General features: G+C 67.6%; 20 protein-coding genes. 10 read left to right on the plus strand and 10 right to left on the minus strand.

From position 1 onward, the window contains the following. The first annotated feature begins 33 nt into the window (after positions 1–33). A complete protein-coding gene (locus G6N59_RS19425) occupies positions 34–414 on the plus strand; it encodes a sterol carrier family protein (RefSeq protein WP_138228471.1) in 381 nt (126 codons plus the stop codon). A 3-nt stretch (positions 415–417) separates the two neighbouring features. On the opposite strand, the gene G6N59_RS19430 is transcribed toward G6N59_RS19425, so the two are convergent. Further along, positions 418–1,761 (minus strand): DoxX family protein, encoded by a 1,344-nt coding sequence (locus G6N59_RS19430; RefSeq protein WP_234884047.1) that lies wholly within the window; start codon positions 1,759–1,761, stop codon positions 418–420. A gap of 214 nt (positions 1,762–1,975) precedes the next feature. On the opposite strand from G6N59_RS19430, the gene purF reads away from it, so the two are divergent. Together purF and purM are read left to right on the plus strand one after the other, a co-directional pair. Continuing rightward, positions 1,976–3,508, plus strand: a complete 1,533-nt coding sequence (purF, locus tag G6N59_RS19435) for an amidophosphoribosyltransferase (RefSeq protein WP_138228617.1) — start codon at positions 1,976–1,978, stop codon at positions 3,506–3,508. An 87-nt stretch (positions 3,509–3,595) separates the two neighbouring features. Then, positions 3,596–4,678 carry a phosphoribosylformylglycinamidine cyclo-ligase gene (purM, locus tag G6N59_RS19440; RefSeq protein WP_138228472.1) on the plus strand — a complete coding sequence of 361 codons (1,083 nt, stop codon included), beginning with the start codon at positions 3,596–3,598 and terminating at the stop codon, positions 4,676–4,678. Between the two features lie 72 nt (positions 4,679–4,750). On the opposite strand, the gene G6N59_RS19445 is transcribed toward purM, so the two are convergent. Continuing rightward, complete coding sequence (locus G6N59_RS19445; RefSeq protein WP_138228473.1) at positions 4,751–4,966, minus strand: DUF3073 domain-containing protein; 216 nt, start codon at positions 4,964–4,966, stop codon at positions 4,751–4,753. 205 nt (positions 4,967–5,171) lie between these two features. Beyond that, entirely contained in the window at positions 5,172–6,236 is a 1,065-nt protein-coding gene (ygfZ, locus tag G6N59_RS19450; RefSeq protein WP_138228474.1) for a CAF17-like 4Fe-4S cluster assembly/insertion protein YgfZ, read from the minus strand. Between the two features lie 53 nt (positions 6,237–6,289). Between ygfZ and G6N59_RS19455 the strand changes: the two genes are divergently transcribed. Beyond that, positions 6,290–7,096, plus strand: a complete 807-nt coding sequence (locus G6N59_RS19455) for an aminodeoxychorismate lyase (protein WP_138228475.1) — start codon at positions 6,290–6,292, stop codon at positions 7,094–7,096. A gap of 335 nt (positions 7,097–7,431) precedes the next feature. Here G6N59_RS19455 and G6N59_RS19460 read toward each other — a convergent pair whose 3' ends face one another. The 7 genes from G6N59_RS19460 to lmeA form a co-directional block, all read right to left on the minus strand. Continuing rightward, positions 7,432–8,076: a heme-binding beta-barrel domain-containing protein gene (locus G6N59_RS19460; RefSeq protein ID WP_138228618.1), complete on the minus strand. Its 645-nt coding sequence runs from the start codon at positions 8,074–8,076 to the stop codon at positions 7,432–7,434. A gap of 281 nt (positions 8,077–8,357) precedes the next feature. Continuing rightward, positions 8,358–8,660, minus strand: a complete 303-nt coding sequence (locus tag G6N59_RS19465) for a DUF1416 domain-containing protein (protein ID WP_138228477.1) — start codon at positions 8,658–8,660, stop codon at positions 8,358–8,360. A gap of 1 nt (position 8,661) precedes the next feature. After that, positions 8,662–9,498 (minus strand): sulfurtransferase, encoded by an 837-nt coding sequence (locus G6N59_RS19470; RefSeq protein ID WP_138228478.1) that lies wholly within the window; start codon positions 9,496–9,498, stop codon positions 8,662–8,664. A 37-nt stretch (positions 9,499–9,535) separates the two neighbouring features. After that, positions 9,536–10,006 carry a DUF4395 domain-containing protein gene (locus G6N59_RS19475; protein ID WP_138228479.1) on the minus strand — a complete coding sequence of 157 codons (471 nt, stop codon included), beginning with the start codon at positions 10,004–10,006 and terminating at the stop codon, positions 9,536–9,538. A gap of 105 nt (positions 10,007–10,111) precedes the next feature. Beyond that, a complete protein-coding gene (locus G6N59_RS31900) occupies positions 10,112–10,204 on the minus strand; it encodes an Ms5788A family Cys-rich leader peptide (RefSeq protein WP_407665897.1) in 93 nt (30 codons plus the stop codon). Positions 10,205–10,233: 29 nt separating this feature from the next. Next, on the minus strand, positions 10,234–10,659 hold the full coding sequence (locus G6N59_RS19480) for a thioredoxin family protein (RefSeq protein ID WP_138228480.1): 426 nt from the start codon (positions 10,657–10,659) through the stop codon (positions 10,234–10,236). Continuing rightward, the gene (gene lmeA, locus G6N59_RS19485; RefSeq protein WP_138228481.1) at positions 10,656–11,453 is read right to left on the minus strand and encodes a mannan chain length control protein LmeA; all 798 of its coding nucleotides are present in this window, start codon (positions 11,451–11,453) and stop codon (positions 10,656–10,658) included. The genes G6N59_RS19480 and lmeA overlap by 4 nt, the downstream gene beginning before the upstream one ends. A gap of 210 nt (positions 11,454–11,663) precedes the next feature. On the opposite strand from lmeA, the gene G6N59_RS19490 reads away from it, so the two are divergent. From G6N59_RS19490 to pstB, 6 genes are all read left to right on the plus strand, one after another. Next, positions 11,664–12,440: a winged helix-turn-helix transcriptional regulator gene (locus G6N59_RS19490; RefSeq protein ID WP_138228482.1), complete on the plus strand. Its 777-nt coding sequence runs from the start codon at positions 11,664–11,666 to the stop codon at positions 12,438–12,440. Further along, the gene (gene mshD, locus G6N59_RS19495) at positions 12,437–13,309 is read left to right on the plus strand and encodes a mycothiol synthase (RefSeq protein ID WP_138228483.1); all 873 of its coding nucleotides are present in this window, start codon (positions 12,437–12,439) and stop codon (positions 13,307–13,309) included. Before G6N59_RS19490 ends, mshD begins: the two co-directional genes overlap by 4 nt. 268 nt (positions 13,310–13,577) lie before the next feature. Beyond that, a complete protein-coding gene (gene pstS, locus G6N59_RS19500; RefSeq protein ID WP_138228484.1) occupies positions 13,578–14,696 on the plus strand; it encodes a phosphate ABC transporter substrate-binding protein PstS in 1,119 nt (372 codons plus the stop codon). A gap of 92 nt (positions 14,697–14,788) precedes the next feature. After that, positions 14,789–15,760 carry a phosphate ABC transporter permease subunit PstC gene (pstC, locus tag G6N59_RS19505; protein WP_163911503.1) on the plus strand — a complete coding sequence of 324 codons (972 nt, stop codon included), beginning with the start codon at positions 14,789–14,791 and terminating at the stop codon, positions 15,758–15,760. A 1-nt stretch (position 15,761) separates the two neighbouring features. Then, the gene (gene pstA, locus G6N59_RS19510) at positions 15,762–16,664 is read left to right on the plus strand and encodes a phosphate ABC transporter permease PstA (protein WP_138228486.1); all 903 of its coding nucleotides are present in this window, start codon (positions 15,762–15,764) and stop codon (positions 16,662–16,664) included. Positions 16,665–16,683: 19 nt separating this feature from the next. After that, the gene (gene pstB, locus G6N59_RS19515; RefSeq protein WP_138228487.1) at positions 16,684–17,460 is read left to right on the plus strand and encodes a phosphate ABC transporter ATP-binding protein PstB; all 777 of its coding nucleotides are present in this window, start codon (positions 16,684–16,686) and stop codon (positions 17,458–17,460) included. Positions 17,461–17,529: the final 69 nt, after the last annotated feature.

The following is a 17,529-nucleotide window of genomic DNA, read 5'->3' on the forward strand; positions in this document are numbered from 1 at the left end:
CCCACCGCGGAAAATCGTGCACAAATCACTGAGATGGTGACGCGTAAGGCGCCCGACCCGGCGGCGACGCGGGCGGCGGTGTTGCTGGTCGCCGACTGGCTGCGTGACGACGAGACCGAACCGCCGCCGCGCGCCGCGATCGCGGACGCCGTCCGGCTGACGGCGCGCACCCTCGCGGCCGTCGCCCCCGGCGCGAGCGTCGAGGTGCGGGTGCCGCCTTTCGTTGCGGTGCAATGCATTTCGGGCCTCAGTCACACCCGCGGCAACCCGCCCAACGTTGTCGAGACCGACCCCCGCACCTGGCTGCGGCTGGCCACCGGGCTGCTGTCGCTCGACGACGCCGCAGGAGCGGTCCAGCTGTCGGGGTCGCGGGCCCGGGAGATCGGCGCGTGGCTGCCACTGGTCGACCTGTAGCGCTCACTTGAAGAACGGAAACTCCTGCACCCAGTGAAAGCCCCTGTTACGCAGGGTGAATTGGTTGAGGTCGACCTGGTCGAGTGCGATCTGCACGGGGCGGCCCTGCAGGGTGCCGGTCAGCTGCAGCTGCTGAGCTGACGGGTGCGACACCCTCAGATCGGCCAGCGTCGCGCCGCCGGGTTCGGTCGCCTTGATGGTGTCGGAGCTGATGGTCGCGGGTGTGTCGACCAGTTCGCCGTTCATCCGCTGGTACGTCAGCGCGCCCGGCGTCTCGAAAACCACGCGTTGCCAACGGGTCGGGTCGGTGGTCAGCGGCGGCAGCGGCTTGCCGTCCACGCTGAACTCCCGGACCGCCCAGATCCCGTACAGCTCGGGCTTGGCACTGCCGCCACCGTAGGCGTGCCACGCCTGCCAGCTGCCCCAGACGCAGCCGATGACGATCCACAGTCCCAGCGCGGCCTGCACGGTGGCGGCTCGCCGATTGGCTCGCGCCGTGCTGAACAGTGCGGGTTGGCTGACCGGCTCCGACGGGCGCTGCAGGACGAACAGGTCCGTCAGCCGGCGCAGCTGCGGGGCGAGCAGCACCAGGCTCATCAACAGCAGGTGCCCGGACAGGATCTTGACCGGCACATCGAAGGTCATGTTCAGCAGGAACACCTGAGCCATGCTGGCCAGGCCGAGCAGCGTCCCCAGGGTCGCGGTGCGCGGCAGGAACATCAACAAGCCGGCCAGCACTTCGACGGCGCCGAGAGTCATCTCGTAGGGCTGGGAGCTGCCCACCTGTAGCCACAGCACCGAGGCCGGGCTGAAGTCGCCGTAAGACCGCAGCAGGGCGGTCGGCGGCGGCGTCGGCATCTGGGTGGGCACGAGCTTGGCGAACCCGTAGAACAGCATCTGTCCCGCGACGCACAACCGCAGGAACGTCAGGAACCAGGCCGACAGCCGGGCGTAGTCGGGCCGCCGCCGGTCCATCAGCGTCCACACCGCGGTCCCCGCGACAGCGACGACCAGCACACAGAACACCAGTACCCAGATGGCGGTCTGATCCCCGCTGCCGGAATCCTGGTGCAGCACCGCCTCGACGCCGAAGACCTCGCGGCCGATCCATGTGATTGCCGGGCCCAGCACGGTCATCTGCCACATCACCGCCAGCTTGGGCAGCAACTGGCCGATGATCCCCAAGAACGCAAAGGTGATCTGAGCGAACGACAAACAGAACAGGCCGAAGTACAGAAAGCAGAATCGGAATGCGATCTTCGTCACGGTGAGCCAGGGCCGCGGCGGAGTGTCGGCGACCGAATCCACGACGTCGGTGCCGGCCTGCTCTGAAAGTTGACTCCCCATGAAGACCAGTTAAACAGCTGGATTGCCGTGGGCTGGTGGCCCTCCCGAGCGAGCTGGGCCTCCGCGCCGCCCCGCCGGGGTGGGGCTGAAGAAGTGCGCACCGAGCACACCGGAGCGCGCAACGCGCTACCGGACACGCCATTCGATTCCGTTTCGCACCCACCTGGACCGTAGACTCGTCCGTGTCACCAACCGCCTCCCCGGGAGCAGCCCTATCGTGACCGAACAGACCGAGAACGAGCCACGCGAGGAATGCGGCGTATTCGGGGTCTGGGCCCCTGGCGAGGATGTCGCAAAACTCACTTATTACGGCCTCTATGCGCTGCAGCACAGAGGGCAGGAAGCGGCAGGCATCGCCGTCGCTGACGGCTCCCAGATTCTGGTTTTCAAGGATCTCGGTCTGGTCAGCCAGGTATTCGACGAGCAGACCCTGGCCGCCATGCACGGCCACGTCGCCGTCGGCCACTGCCGCTACTCCACCACCGGCTCCACCACGTGGGAGAACGCGCAGCCGGTGTTCCGCAACACCGCCGCCGGCACCGGCGTCGCGCTGGGCCACAACGGCAACCTGGTCAACACCGCCGAGTTGGCGGCCCGGGCCCGCGAAGCCGGCCTGATCAACGCGCGTGGCCACGTCGCCGCCACCACCGACTCGGACATCCTGGGCGCGCTGCTCGCGCACGGCGCCGCCGACTCGTCCTTGGAGCAATCCGCTCTGGAACTGCTACCGCAGGTCCGTGGGGCGTTCTGCCTGACCTTCATGGACGAGAACACCCTGTACGCCGCGCGCGACCCGCACGGCGTGCGTCCGCTGTCCCTCGGCCGGCTGGACCGCGGCTGGGTCGTCGCCTCGGAGACCGCCGCCCTCGACATCGTCGGCGCCTCGTTCGTCCGCGACATCGAGCCCGGTGAGCTGCTGGCCATCGACGCCGACGGCGTGCGCTCCACCCGGTTCGCCAACCCCGAGCCGAAGAGCTGTGTCTTCGAGTACGTCTACCTGGCCCGCCCGGACAGCACCATCGCCGGCCGCTCCGTGCACGCTGCCCGCGTCGAGATCGGCCGCCGCCTGGCGCAGGAGAAGCCCGTCGACGCCGACCTGGTCATCGGGGTGCCCGAATCGGGTGTGCCCGCCGCCGTCGGCTACGCGCAGGGCTCCGGCATCCCGTTCGGGCAGGGCCTGATGAAGAACGCCTACGTCGGGCGCACCTTCATCCAGCCGTCGCAGACCATCCGTCAGCTCGGTATCCGGCTCAAGCTCAACCCGCTGAAGGAAGTCATCCGCGGCAAGCGGCTGATCGTCGTCGACGACTCGATCGTCCGCGGCAACACCCAGCGTGCCCTGGTCCGCATGCTGCGTGAGGCCGGCGCCGTAGAGGTGCACGTGCGCATCGCCTCGCCGCCGGTGAAGTGGCCGTGCTTCTACGGCATCGACTTCGCCACCCCGGCCGAGTTGATCGCCAATGCCAAGAGCACCGAGGCGAGCGAAGACGAGATGCTCGAGGCGGTCCGGCACGCCATCGGCGCAGACTCCCTGGGCTACATCAGCCGGCAGGGCATGATCGCCGCCACCGAGCAGCCCGCCACCCGGCTGTGCTCGGCCTGCTTCGACGGTGACTACCCGATCGAACTTCCCGGCGAGGCCGCCCTCGGCAAGAACGTCGTGGAGCACATGCTGGCGTCCGCGGCCCGCACCGGCCTGCCGCTGACCGCCGACAACGACAACGCCTCAGCCCTGCGTCGTCCCTGACCGGACGGTCGCCGTCAGCCCTTGATGGCACCGCCATCGTGGGCGCGACGTGCATCGGCGAGGGTGCGACCGGTAGCCTTGGGGCCGATGACTAGCCAGGATGAGCGAGCTGAATCGGTTGGCGCCTCGTACGCTTCGGCGGGGGTTGACATCGAGGCAGGCGATCGCGCCGTCGAATTGTTCAAACCCCACGCGAAGCGGGCCACCCGCCCCGAGGTCCGGGGCGGCCTCGGAGGTTTTGCCGGGCTGTTCGGCCTGAAAGCCGGGTACCGCGAGCCACTGCTGGCCTCGTCGACCGATGGTGTGGGCACCAAGCTCGCTGTGGCGCAGGCCATGGACAAGCACGACACCGTCGGCATCGACCTCGTCGCGATGGTCGTCGACGACCTCGTGGTCTGCGGCGCCGAGCCGCTGTTCCTGCAGGACTACATCGCCGTGGGCCGCACCGTGCCCGAGCGGGTGGCCGAGATCGTCTCCGGCATCGCCGAAGGCTGTGTGCAGGCCGGCTGCGCGCTGCTGGGCGGTGAGACCGCAGAGCACCCGGGCCTGATGGAACCCGATCACTACGACATCTCCGCCACCGGCGTCGGCGTCGTCGAAGCCGACGATCTGCTGGGCCCCGAGAACGTTCGCCCCGGCGACGTGATCATCGCCATGGCCGCCACCGGTCTGCACTCCAACGGCTACTCGCTGGCCCGCAGGGTGCTACTCGAGATCGACCGCATGAGCCTGTCCGGGCACGTCGAGGAGTTCGGCCGCACGCTCGGTGAGGAGCTGCTGGAGCCGACCCGGATCTACGCCAAGGACTGCCTGGCGCTGGCCGCGGAGACCCAGGTGCGCACCTTCTGCCACGTCACCGGCGGAGGTCTGGCCGGGAACCTGGAACGCGTCATCCCGCACGGCCTGACCGCCGAGATGGATCGCGGTACCTGGACGCCGGCGCCGGTGTTCCAGATGATCGCTCAGCGCGGCCGTGTGGAGCGTGCCGAAATGGAGAAGACGTTCAACATGGGTGTCGGCATGGTCGCCGTCGTCGCGCCGGAGGACACCGACCGCGCACTGGCGATTCTGACCGCCCGGCACTTGGACTGCTGGACCCTGGGCACCGTGAACAAGGGTGGCAAGAGCAGCGTTCGCGCCGAGTTGGTGGGCCAGCACCCGCGCTTCTGACCTTCAGGTCGCGCGCGGGGCTGGGCCAGCAGCCAATCGATACGGGTTAGGTATCAGGGCCACCTTTGGGCTTTAGTGACGCCAGTCGTCTTCGGGTACTACCCAGCGACCGGCGGGCCCGCTGTCCGCGTCGTCGTCGTCCAGGTCGTTATCGATGGCACTGGTGCTGTAACCAACGGAGTCGTTCGAGAGCTCTCGCTGCAACCGACCGAAATCGGTCTGCGGTGAGCTGTACTTAAGGTCTCGAGCAACCTTGGTCTGCTTTGCCTTTGCCCGGCCGCGGCCCATGGGGGACCCCCTCGCGCAATAACGGAGCGGCCCGATGTGCAGGCGGCTCCGATCTGAGTGTGTTTATTGTCCTGCCGTTAGCTTACCGTGCCCGGCGGCCTCATGCTGGCAGGCCACCCTTCCCGGGAGTCCGGAGCGCGAATCGGGCCAGCGGTTCAGGCGTGGCGCGGGAAAACCGATGACAAATGACACACCGTCGGGGTGCCTACCGGGCGCCGCCGCGCAGCCGATCCACCGCAGCTCGGCCCGCACCTGCTGACCTGTCGGCTTCCGGCAGCGAGTCGGCGTCGATCGCGGCGGGCACCTGGGATTCACCACCGGTGGTCAGCTCGGTGTCCGCGGGTACGCCGCGCTTGAGGAGCGCCAGCGCGATCGGGCCCAGGTCTACATGATCGGCGACGGTACCCACCCGGCCGATGGCCCGGCCGCCCGCCAGCAGCGGATCACCCGTCGCGGGACGGTCGTCCCCGCCGTCCAGATGCACCAGGGCCAGCATGCGCGGCGGCTTGCCCAGATTGTGGACGCGCGCGACGGTCTCCTGGCCGCGGTAGCAGCCCTTGTCCAGATGCACCGCGCCGACGCCCGGACCGCCGATCCAGCCCACCTCATGCGGGATGGTCCGTTCGTCGGTGTCGAGGCCGAGGCGTGGCCGCAGTGCCGCCACCCGAAGGGCTTCGTAGGCCCAGAGGCCGGCGGGCCGGACGCCGGCGTTCAGCAGCCGCCGGCGCCACGTCGGGGCGTCGGCCCGCGGCACCACCAGATCGACCTCCTGTGGGCCGACCCGTCGCACGAAACCGCCTTCGGGCAGCGGCGCGGCCGTCCACTCGACGTCGGGGATCGGGAGGTCCAGCTGGTTGACGGCAGGGCCGAGCAACGACAGCACCGTGAGGTCGGCGGGGTTCACCTCGACCTTGGACCAGAACACCATCTTGCGCAGGAAGTCGGTGAGCGGCTGCCCGCGCCACGACTCGGTGTCCAGGGTGGTGACGCCGCCGAGTTCGGTCTGTAGCCAGTGGTCCTCGACGCGGCCCTGTCCGTCCAGGCTCAGGTTCGCCGCGACGGACCCCTCGGGCAGCGAGCTGACGTGCTGACTGGAGATGGTGTGGAGCCAGCTTTGGCGGTCATCGCCCGTGAGCTCGATGGTCGCGCGGTGGCCGCGGTCCACAACGATGGCGTCGACGGCTGCGCTCCGCTGCTCCCCGAGCGGGTCGCCGTAGTGCCAGACGGCGCCGGCGTCGGGTCCGGATTCAGGGGCGGGAACGGCGCTCATCCTTCGAGCCTAGTTCGCGCTCGGGCAGTGGTGCCCCGACTAGCCTTCTGCCCATGACCGCCCCGCCGCCGATCGTCGTCGCCGTCGACGGCTGCCGGGCGTCTATTCGCGCGGACGATCCCGTGTTCTCCCGGGGTGACGGCGTCTTCGAGACCGCGCTGGTGCGGGGCGGTGTGGTCGTCCTGCTCGATGCGCACCTGACGCGCCTGGTGGGTTCGGCTGCCCTGGCCGGGCTACCGTGCCCCGATTCCGGTCGGTGGCGGGCAGCCGCAGCAGCCGCGGTCGGCCAGTGGCCTGAGGGTGAGGCCGTGCTGCGTCTCCTGCTCGGCCGCGGGGTCGACGGCGTCGTGGCCTTCGCGATGGTCTCGGCGGTACCGGACCGCGTCGCCGCCGCCCGTCGGGAAGGCGTCGCGGCCGTGACGCTGGTGCGCCCGCACTGGCTGATGGCCGCCGCCAAATCGCTGTCGTACGCGGCGAACGTGGCGGCGCTGCGGCACGCCGAACGGGCCGGCGCCGGCGACGCCGTGTTCGTCGATGCGGCCGGCGCCGTGCTCGAAGGACCGCGGTCCGCTGTGGTCCTGGCGGTCTCGGGAACCGATGGCAACCCGGTTCTGGTGACGCCGGACGCGTCGTCGATCCTGCCGTCGACCACCCAGCACGCACTGTTCGCGGCCGCCGAGGCACGGGGTGTCGAGTGCGTGTACCGCCCGGTGAGTGTTTCCGATTTGCTTGCCGCGCAAGGGGTTTGGCTGGTGTCGGCGATCACCCTGGCGGCGCGGGTGCACACCCTGGATGGGTGGGCGTTGGCGGCCTCGCCCTTCGAGACGTTGATGGCCGACCTGATCGGCAGGCAGTTCTGAGCCCGAGAAAAATCGATTGTCGGGGCTCCCGCCCGGGAGTACGGTCGCACGTACACAGGGAAGGAGGTGGTCCGACAAATTGATTGCTTTGTGGACATGTGAGGTGGCTGCCCGCTAGTAGCGCCGGGTAATTCGTCCGAGCGCACTCGCGAATTCCCGCAGTCACCCGGCCCCCGAGCCTTCCGGTCTGTCCAACCAGGAACCTTGGCTCGGGGGCCGCTCCATGTCTGGGAGCGGCCGTCGAATGTGAGTACCTGGCGCAGAGATCGATGACCGGTCGCGGTCCGAGGGGTATCGCAGCCTTGTCGTCCATCTCGACGAAAGGAAGGGACCCGTCAGCCGACGAAGCGTGACAGGCGCGCGGAGAGGTGCGGAGTCAGGCCGCCGTCGGCGTCGACGCGCTCCTCGACGTAGGCCAGGTCGCCGTTCTCGATGATCCCGTACAGCCGCTTCGCGCCGCCGACGAGGACGCCGGACTTGCTGCGGGCCAGGGCGTCGGTCGCCAGCTCCCAGGAGGCCTGGTTCAGCGGGGAACCGTAGAACAGCTCGACGTAGCCGGCCGAATGTGCGAGCAGCAGCTCGATGGCCTGTGACTCGTCCTGTCCGTGCGGATCGTCGGGGTCGTTCACGAACCGCCAGTAGCCGGTCTCCCGCAGCCCCGGACCGGCGTAGTCGCCGTTCTCGTCGAGCCGCCACGAGCGGGCGTCCCAGTTGAGATAGTCGCCGCCGTTGTGCGACACGATGATCTGCTGTCCGAACCGGTAGTCGCCGGCGGAGTCGCGGCCTTCGCCCGCACCGCGCCAGACCCCGACCAGCGGCAGCAGGGCCAGCAGGGCGTCGTTGAAATGCGCGCCTTCGCGCAGGTTGGCGGTATCCGCGGGCAGCGGCAGGTCGTCGAACTCGGGCACGTTGCGGGCGGCGGTGGCCTTGGCGCGATCGGCCGCCGCGGCGATGGCGCGGTCACCGGAACCGGCCAGCAGGCCGAGCTCAGCGCTGTCGTCGCTGAGGCCCTGAGGGTCCTGAGCGGACGTCACGACTCGTCGGTGATCAGCCGGTACAGCGCGTAAAGCGCGAACCAGGTGATGGCCAGCGAGGCCGCGACCAGCATGATCTCGAAGAAAAGAACCACGGAGAGACAGATTACTCGGGCTGCGGGTGTGACGTGCGCCGCACCGGCCCCTCAGATGCGACGAACGGCCGCATTCGTACGTCCGGACATGGAGTGTCTGGGTACGAACACGGCCGCTCGCGGCAAATGGAATCAGGCGACCTTGACGTCGACCTCGTGGATGCCGGCACCGGTCGGCGCGACCACTGCGTCGCCGTTGCCGACCTTGGACAGCGCCCGCAGCGTCCAGGTCCCGGGGGCGGCGAAGAACCGGAAGTCACCGGTGGCCGACGCGACGACCTCGGCGGTGAATTCGTCGGTGTTGTCCAGCAGCCGCACGAACGCGCCACCGACCGGCTGGCCCGAGCCGTCGACGACGCGGCCGGTGATGACGGTTTCCTTCTCCAGATCAACGCTGGCCGGCAGCGTCAGGCCTTGCTTGGGTGCAGAGCACATATCAGTTTCCCAACTCGATCGGGGCACCCACCAGGGAGCCGTATTCGGTCCAACTGCCGTCGTAGTTCTTTACATTCCGGTGGCCGAGCAATTCCTGCAGCACGAACCAGGTGTGCGACGAGCGCTCACCGATGCGGCAGTAGGCGATGGTCTCCTTCTCACCGTCGAGGCCGGCGTCGGCGTAGATCTTGGCCAGCTCCTCGTCGGACTTGAAGGTGCCGTCGTCGTTGGCGGCCCGGCTCCACGGCACGTTGATGGCGCTCGGCACGTGGCCGGGACGCTGGCTCTGCTCCTGCGGCAGGTGCGCGGGAGCCAGAATCTTGCCGGAGAACTCGTCGGGCGAACGTACGTCGACCAGGTTCTTGGTGTTGATCGCGGCGATCACCTCGTCGCGGAACGCACGGATGGTGTTGTCGATCGGCTTGGCCTCGTACGACGTGGCCGGGCGGACGGTGGCGTCCTTCACCAGTGGGCGGTCGTCGAGCTCCCAGCGCTTGCGGCCGCCGTCGAGCAGCTTGACGTCGTCGTGGCCGTACAGCTTGAAGTACCAGTAGGCATAGGCCGCGAACCAGTTGTTGTTGCCGCCGTACAGGATGACGGTGTCGTCGTTGCTGATGCCCTTGTCGGACAACAGCTTCGAGAACTGCTGCTGGTCGACGAAGTCACGCTTGACCGAGTCCTGCAGATCATCGCGCCAGTCCAGCTTGACGGCGCCGGGGATGTGCCCCTCGTCGTCGTAGGCGCTGGTGTTCTCGTCGACCTCGACGAACACCACGCCGGCGGTGTCGAGGTTGTTCTCGGCCCATTCGGTCGAGACCAGGACGTCGGAACGTGCCATGTACGAATTCCTTTCGGTTGCTTTGAGCTCTAGCAGGTCACGTGGTGGCGGGGATACCCGTGCGGCGCAGTCGCGACACCAGGGGGTAGATCTGGCAGCCCAGGCAGATGCCGAAGGCGGCGTTGAGGAAGGCGGCGATCAGCGCGAAGGCCGTCGCGCCGAGGCCCAGCGCGGTGAGGCCCGAGGCGAAGCCGACGGTCCCGGCGATCGCGAACAGTAGTCCGACGAGCTGCGCGAACTTCAGCGGTGCGACCGGCTCCTTCTCGGTCACGGGCGCCAGTCGCGGCGCGACGAAGGTGGCGAAGATGCGACCGTACGGATGCTTGCGCGGTCCGCCGACCGCACCGATTGCGAATACCACGGCCTGCGCGGCAAGAATCGCGGCGGCCACGAGTGGGCTCGCGGCCGATGCCAGCAGCGCAGCGATCAGCACGCCGGTGGTGACCCAGGCCGCGAAGCGGGGTCCACGCACGTCGACCTGCGGGGTTTCGATGGAATTGTCTGACATGGGAAAGCTCCTGTTGTTGGTAACGGGGAGGCGGCCGCACAGTCTGATTCGCGGCCCGCCGCGGAAAGCTGCTCGGAGCGCAACACGAAACGAAGGCGCGGCTACTCAGCAGCTACAACAACAACAGCAACAACCCGCAACGCGGCACAGATCAACTGCGCGACGCTTGGTGAGCAGGAGCTCGAGGCGGGATAGCACGGCCGACAGCTTACCCAACAACAGGGTGGTCAAGCCAACAGCGGTAGCAGGGCCTCGCGCAGATCAGCGGATTTCGGGACGCCCGCGGTGCGGTACCGCTGCTGCCCGGAAGCGTCGAAGATGAACGTCGTCGGCAGCGAGAGCACCGACAGTCGTCGGGCCGCAACGGGATTGGCGTCCAGGTCGAGTTCGACGTGCGCGACGCCGAGGTCGTCACACACCTGGTCGACCACGCGGCGCACGGCCGCGCACGGTCCGCACCACGTTGCGCTGAAATGTACGACGGTCGGGCCGGTGGTGGACAGACCGAGATCGGAGTTGTCGGCTTCGGTAGACGGCTCGGCCGGCGGGACTTCCTTCATCAAGCCGGCGCGCAGCGTCAGCAGCCGGCCGATGATGTACGCGATCCCGAGGGCGGCGACCAGGACCGTCAGCACCAGAACTGTGGAGTTCATGACTGTCTGAACCCATCCAGGGGCACGGTTACTCCCGAGGCGATGCCTTCGATGATGACATCGGAGCCGCGGGCGCCCTCGCTGGTCGGGGCCAGCCCGAACGGCAGCTTCATGCCCGGCATCGTGGTGGAGAAAGCGCGAAACACCGCGGCCTTCTTGTCGTCGGGCACCGGCTCTTCGGCGGTGCCCGGACCGGTCAGCACCTCGGTGGCGGTGAACACCAGATTGGTGTGGTCTGCTCCGGTGATGGACAGGTCCACCGAGACGCTGACGCGCTTGTCGAGGCCGGCGGCGGTCGGGGTCCCGGTGAACACGAGGCCGTGATTGTCGGAGATGCCGGATTCGGTGGTGCCGCCGGTCGCATTGTCGCTCTCGTTCGGCGGGGCCTCGACGAGCAGGTCCTTGATGTTCATGAAGCGGCCGACGTGGGTGGAGTCGATGATGATGCGGCTCTCCAGCCTGGCCGACGTCAGCTTGGCGTCGGGGCCGATCAGCCAGGACTTGGGCGACGCGACCATGTCGTACAACGTGGCTTCGAGCGAGGCCTTACCCACGACCGGGTGCGCCACGCCTCCGGCCTTCACCTCGACCTGCTGGTAGCGGCCACGCGCGGCCTGGGTTCCGAACGGGAATCCGAGGATCGCGACCCACGGATCGAAGTGCAGGTGGGCGGCCGTGCGGACGCTGCGGGCCATCCGGTATTCGGCGAAGATCGCGAAGCCGAAATCGGTGCCGACGACCACGAGGATCAGTACGGCTGCGGGGATCAGCAGCCGTGTCAGCACCTTACGCATCCGGACATTCTGGCGTACGCCCCGCCGCGCAGCGCCGAGACAGGCCGTTCCACGCCGCTAAATCGCAGGTGGCAAGCTATCGTTAGGTGATCGTTGGCCGGTTACGGCCACGTGTCAGCCATGATTCTCCGGAGTTGAATCGGACCGAACCGCGACAGCGTCGTCGCCGGGGGAGCGTCCGGTACGGCTCTGGACGCACTGGAGGACCCGTTGGATCTTCTGCTATTGACCGTCGACCCGCACCCGGAGTCCGTGCTCCCGGCGCTGGCGCTGCTACCGCACAGCGTGCGGCCGGCACCCACTGAGGTGTCGTCGTTGCTGGAAGCCGGCAACGCCGATGTGGCGATCGTCGACGCGCGCACCGATCTCGCGGCCGCCCGCGGACTCTGTCGTCTGCTGGGCAGCACTGGCGCGTCCGTGCCCGTCGTGGCTGTGGTCAACGAAGGCGGTCTGGTGGCCGTCAGCGTCGAATGGGGCATCGACGAAATCCTGCTGCCCGGCACCGGGCCCGCTGAGATCGACGCCCGGCTGCGACTGTTGGTGGGACGCCGCAACGGCGTCGCCGACCAGCAGAGCGCCGGGAAGATCACGCTGGGTGAGCTCATCATCGACGAGGGCACCTACACCGCCCGACTGCGTGGCAAGCCACTTGATCTGACCTATAAGGAATTCGAGCTGCTGAAGTACCTGGCACAGCATGCCGGCCGGGTGTTCACCCGTGCTCAGCTGCTCCAGGAAGTGTGGGGCTACGACTTCTTCGGCGGCACGCGGACCGTCGACGTGCACGTCCGGCGCCTGCGCGCCAAGTTGGGCCCCGACTACGAGTCGCTGATCGGCACTGTGCGCAACGTCGGTTACAAGGCCGTCCGGCCGGCACGCGGCCGCACCAACGGTGCCGCCGAGGCGGTCGACGACATCGACGACGAGGACGATGGCGACTCCGGTGACGTCGAGCACGGCACGCGCCAGACCCAGCCCGCCCGGTGACGGAACTGACCTGGCACACCGCGCTGAGTGCTGCCGATCAGACGGCCATCCGCGAACTCGTATCGGCGGCGGCTGCCGCTGACGGGGTGGCCCCGGTCGGCGACCAGGTGTTGCGCGAACTGCCGCTGGACCGCACCCGGCATCTGCTGGCCCATGACTCCGGGGAGTTGGCCGGATATCTGAACCTCGCGCCGGACATGGCCGAGGCTGTCGTCGCCGCCCCGGCGCGGCGCCGCGGGATCGGCAGCGAACTGATCCGCACCGGCCTGGCCGCCGGCGGTCCGGACACCCGAATCTGGGCGCATGGCAACCTCGACGGCGCCCGTGCCACGGCTGCGGCGCTGGGTCTGACCGCGGTGCGCGAGCTGTGGCAGATGCGCCGTTCGTTGTCCGCGCTGCCGCCGTTGTCCGCGGCGCCCGGTGTGCGCTTGACGACCTATCCAGGGCCCGAGGTCGATGCCGAACTGCTTCGCGTCAACAGCGCCGCGTTCCATTGGCACCCCGAGCAGGGTGGCTGGACTCAGGCGGACGTGGACGAGCGCCGGGGTGAGTCGTGGTTCGACCCGGCGGGGCTCTTCTTGGCATATGACTCTGCGGACGGGGACCGGTTGCTCGGCTTCCACTGGACGAAGATTCACCCGGGCTCGGGGCTGGGCGAGGTGTACGTCGTCGGCGTGGGGCCCGACGCACAGGGCCGCGGGCTCGGTGCGTTGCTGACGCTGGCCGGTCTGCACTACCTGGCCGAGCGGCTGGGATCCGACGGGTCCGTACTGCTGTATGTCGAGGCAGACAACACCGCGGCGGTGAAGACATACCGACGTCTCGGGTTCGAGCTGCACAGCGCCGACGTCGCGTACGCACAGGCCTGACGGCCACCGCTCGCATTCGGGGAGTGGCATGGGCTCGAACGCTTTTCGATTAACTCGTTTCGTCACGATGAGTGCCATACCGAGACGGGCGGCGCTCCCAGGATGGTTCATCTTCCGTTCATAGTGGCGGGGCCGGACGTTCACGGTCTGCGCTTAGGTTTTGGTCCCGGACGGTGACTGATCCGGCCGACGGAACGTTGCTTCCGTGCTCTTTGACCGTGGTGGCGCAAACGATGCGGTCGCCACCCTGACTCTGTGAGGGAGTTCTGTGAAGCTCAACCGATTTGGTGTCTCCGTGAGCTTGGTGGCCGCCGGCGCCCTGGCGCTGTCTGCCTGTGGCAGCGACAACAACGCGTCGTCGGGCAGCTCGAGCGCCAACGGCGGTTCGTCCAACATTGCCTGCGGTGGCAAGAAGTCGCTCAAGGCCAGCGGTTCGTCTGCGCAGGCCAACGCCATGACGCGGTTCGTCAACGCTTACGAGCAGGCCTGCCCGGGCTACACCCTGAACTACACCTCCAACGGTTCGGGTGCCGGCGTCAGCGAATTCGTCGGCAACCAGACCGATTTCGGTGGTTCGGACTCCCCGCTGAACGCCAAGAAGGGTGAGGTCGACAAGGCCAAGGCGCGTTGCGGCTCAGATGCCTGGAACCTGCCGGTCGTGTTCGGCCCGATCGCCGTCACCTACAACGTGCCCGGCGTGACCTCGCTGGCTCTCGATGGCCCGACCGCGGCCAAGATCTTCAACGGCACCGTCAAGACCTGGAACGACCCGGCCATCGCCGCCCTGAACAACGGCGTCAACCTGCCCGCCGACCCGATCCACGTGGTCTTCCGCAGCGACGAGTCGGGCACCACCGACAACTTCCAGAAGTACCTGGACGCGGCCTCTGACGGCGCCTGGGGCAAGGGCGCGGGCAAGTCGTTTGCCGGCGGCGTCGGTGAAGGCGCCAAGGGCAACGAGGGCACCTCCGCCGCCATCAAGAGCACGCCCGGTTCGATCACCTACAACGAGTGGTCCTTCGCCAAGGCCCAGGGCCTGACCACCGCCAAGATCGTCACCTCGGCAGGCCCGGAGCCCGTCGACATCACCACCGACTCGGTCGGAAAGACCATCGCGGGCGCCAAGGTGAAGGGCCAGGGCAACGACCTGGTGCTCGACACCGCCACGTTCTACAAGCCGACGCAGGCCGGTTCCTACCCGATCGTGTTGGCCACCTACGAGATCGTGTGCTCGAAGTACGCCGACGCCGATACGGGCAAGGCCGTCAAGGCGTTCCTGCAGTCCACCATCACCGGTGGTCAGAAGGGGCTGGACAGCAACGGATACATCCCGATCCCGGCCGACTTCCAGTCGAAGTTGACGACCGCCGTCAACGCGATCTCCTGATTTGAGTTCACATGGCCTTACAACCCGATATCTCGGGAACCCCGCGGGTGCCGTCGTCGACGGCGGCACCCGCACAGGGGGACAATCCAAGGATGTCTGATCCGACTTCGTCCCCTCCGACGGTCACCCTGAAACGGACCAGCAACGGCGCGCTCGGCGACCGGATTTTCAAGGCGATCGCGTTCGCCGCGGGGGCGACGATCGTCATCGCGATCGCGCTGATCGCGGTGTTCCTGCTCGTGCAGGCCGTGCCATCCCTGATGGCAAACCACGACAATTTCTTCACGAGCAGTCGGTTCCTCACATCTGACGGCGACCACCTCGCGTTCGGTATCGCCGACTTGTTCATGGTCACCGTGCTCAGCGCCGGGTTTGCGCTCACATTGGCGGTACCGGTGGCCATCGGTATCGCGTTGTTTCTGACGCAGTACGCCCCGGGCCGGCTGGCCCGGGCGTTCGGCATCGCGGTGGACCTACTGGCCGCGGTCCCTTCGATCGTCTTCGGTTTGTGGGGCATCTTTGTGCTGGCGCCTCAGATCTCTCCTTTGGCTGAGTTCCTCAACCAGCACCTGGGCTGGTTGTTCCTGTTCAAAGAGGGCAATGTGTCGCTGGTCGGTGGCGGCACGATCTTCACCGCCGGCATCGTGCTGGCGGTGATGATTCTGCCGATCATCACCTCGGTCAGCCGGGAAGTGTTCCGCCAGACGCCGATTCCGCACATCGAAGCCGCTCAAGCGCTCGGCGCGACGAAGTGGGAAGTGGTGCGCATGACCGTGCTGCCGTTCGGCCGTAGCGGCGTGATCGCCGCGTCCATGCTGGGCCTTGGGCGTGCGCTCGGCGAAACTGTCGCAGTACTGATCATCCTTCGCTCGGCGGCCAAGGCAGGGCACTGGTCGCTGTTCGACGGCGGATACACCTTCGCCTCCAAAATTGCCTCGGCCGCAGCCGAATTCAGCTCCCCGCTGCCCACCGGCGCCTACATTGCCGCAGGCTTCGTCCTGTTCGCGCTGACCTTCGCGGTCAACGCGACGGCACGTGCCATCGCCGGATCGAAGGTGAACTGAGATGAATGTCGCCACATTGGACGAGCCGATCAAAAGCCCCGCGTTCCACCCGACCGCGCTGAGCCGGCGCATCAAGAACACGCTGGCCACGACGCTGGTGGTCACGGCGTTCGGGATCGCGCTGATTCCGCTGGCCTGGGTCCTGTACATCGTCATCGAACGCGGCTGGCGCGCGATCATCAGCTCCACCTGGTGGACCCGGTCATTGCAGGGCGTGCTTCCCGAAGAGTTCGCCGGCGGCGTGTACCACGCGCTGTACGGCACCGTCGTCCAGGCGAGTATCGCTGCGGTACTGGCGATCCCGCTCGGGGTGATGGCCGCGGTCTTCCTCGTCGAGTACGGAGGTGGCCGGCTGGCCCGCACCGCGACCTTCATGGTGGATGTGCTCGCCGGCGTGCCGTCGATCGTGGCCGCGCTGTTCATCTTCAGCTTGTGGATCACCACGCTGGGCTTCACCCAGAGCGCGTTCGCGGTCTCCTTGGCCCTGGTGCTGTTGATGCTGCCGGTGGTGGTCCGATCCACCGAGGAGATGCTCAAGCTGGTGCCCAACGACCTCCGGGAAGCCAGCTACGCCTTGGGAATTCCGAAGTGGAAGACCATCGTTCGCATCGTGGTGCCGACGGCCCTTCCCGGCATCATCACCGGCGTGTTGCTCTCGATCGCCCGCATCATCGGCGAGACGGCACCGGTGCTGGTGCTTGTCGGCTACGCCCGCTCGATCAACTTCGATGTGTTCGACGGCAACATGGCGTCGCTGCCGTTGTTGATCTACACCGAGCTGGTCAACCCGCAGCCTGCCGGGCAGCTGCGGGTGTGGGGCGCCGCCCTCACCCTGATCATCGTGGTCGCCATTCTGATCCTGGCCGCCGCGGCCGCGACCCGGCTGCTCACTCGCAAACGCTGAATCGACAGGAACTTTCGTCATGGCCAAACGTATCGACCTCAAAGACGTCAACATCTACTACGGTGCTTTTCACGCCGTCGCCGACGTCTCGCTGTCGGTGCCGCCCCGTAGCGTGACCGCGTTCATCGGTCCTTCGGGATGTGGAAAATCCACGGTGCTGCGATCGCTGAATCGCATGCACGAAGTCACCCCGGGGGCCCGTGTGCAGGGCTCGGTGCTCCTCGACGGCGAGGACATCTACGCCGCCGGTGTCGACCCGGTGGGCGTGCGCCGCACCATCGGCATGGTGTTCCAGCGGCCGAACCCGTTCCCCACCATGTCAATTCGCGACAATGTGGTGGCGGGACTGAAGCTGCAGGGCGTGCGTAACAAGAAGACCCTCGACGAGGTCGTGGAACGCTCGCTCAAAGGTGCCAACCTGTGGAACGAGGTCAAAGACCGTCTCGACAAGCCAGGAATGGGCTTGTCCGGTGGTCAGCAACAGCGGTTGTGCATCGCGCGGGCGATCGCGGTCCAGCCCGACGTGCTGTTGATGGACGAGCCGTGCTCGGCGCTGGACCCCATCTCGACGCTGGCCATCGAGGACCTGGTGGCTGAGCTCAAGCAGGACTACACCATCGTGATCGTGACCCACAACATGCAGCAGGCTGCCCGGGTCAGTGACCAGACGGCATTCTTCAACTTGGAAGCCACCGGCAAGCCGGGTCGGCTGGTCGAGATCGACGACACCGAGAAGATGTTCTCCAATCCGGGTCAGAAAGCGACCGAGGATTACATTTCCGGGCGGTTCGGCTAGCTCCCACGGGGCTGCTCAACGGCCGGGGGCGAGCAGCGCCGGCACCATAGGAAGGGTGGGCGGCACGCG

The sequence above is a fragment of the Mycolicibacterium aubagnense genome (genome assembly GCF_010730955.1).
Lineage (GTDB): Bacteria > Actinomycetota > Actinomycetes > Mycobacteriales > Mycobacteriaceae > Mycobacterium > Mycobacterium aubagnense.

Coding starts and splice junctions, on each gene's coding strand:
- G6N59_RS19425 (WP_138228471.1), top strand. CDS start 34: ATGGTGACGCGTAAGGCGCCCGACCCGGCGGCGACGCGGGCGGCGGTG.
- G6N59_RS19430 (WP_234884047.1), bottom strand. CDS start 1,761: ATGGGGAGTCAACTTTCAGAGCAGGCCGGCACCGACGTCGTGGATTCG.
- purM (WP_138228472.1), top strand. CDS start 3,596: ATGACTAGCCAGGATGAGCGAGCTGAATCGGTTGGCGCCTCGTACGCT.
- G6N59_RS19445 (WP_138228473.1), bottom strand. CDS start 4,966: ATGGGCCGCGGCCGGGCAAAGGCAAAGCAGACCAAGGTTGCTCGAGAC.
- ygfZ (WP_138228474.1), bottom strand. CDS start 6,236: ATGAGCGCCGTTCCCGCCCCTGAATCCGGACCCGACGCCGGCGCCGTC.
- G6N59_RS19455 (WP_138228475.1), top strand. CDS start 6,290: ATGACCGCCCCGCCGCCGATCGTCGTCGCCGTCGACGGCTGCCGGGCG.
- G6N59_RS19465 (WP_138228477.1), bottom strand. CDS start 8,660: ATGTGCTCTGCACCCAAGCAAGGCCTGACGCTGCCGGCCAGCGTTGAT.
- G6N59_RS19470 (WP_138228478.1), bottom strand. CDS start 9,498: ATGGCACGTTCCGACGTCCTGGTCTCGACCGAATGGGCCGAGAACAAC.
- G6N59_RS19475 (WP_138228479.1), bottom strand. CDS start 10,006: ATGTCAGACAATTCCATCGAAACCCCGCAGGTCGACGTGCGTGGACCC.
- G6N59_RS19480 (WP_138228480.1), bottom strand. CDS start 10,659: ATGAACTCCACAGTTCTGGTGCTGACGGTCCTGGTCGCCGCCCTCGGG.
- lmeA (WP_138228481.1), bottom strand. CDS start 11,453: ATGCGTAAGGTGCTGACACGGCTGCTGATCCCCGCAGCCGTACTGATC.
- pstC (WP_163911503.1), top strand. CDS start 14,789: ATGTCTGATCCGACTTCGTCCCCTCCGACGGTCACCCTGAAACGGACC.
- pstA (WP_138228486.1), top strand. CDS start 15,762: ATGAATGTCGCCACATTGGACGAGCCGATCAAAAGCCCCGCGTTCCAC.
- pstB (WP_138228487.1), top strand. CDS start 16,684: ATGGCCAAACGTATCGACCTCAAAGACGTCAACATCTACTACGGTGCT.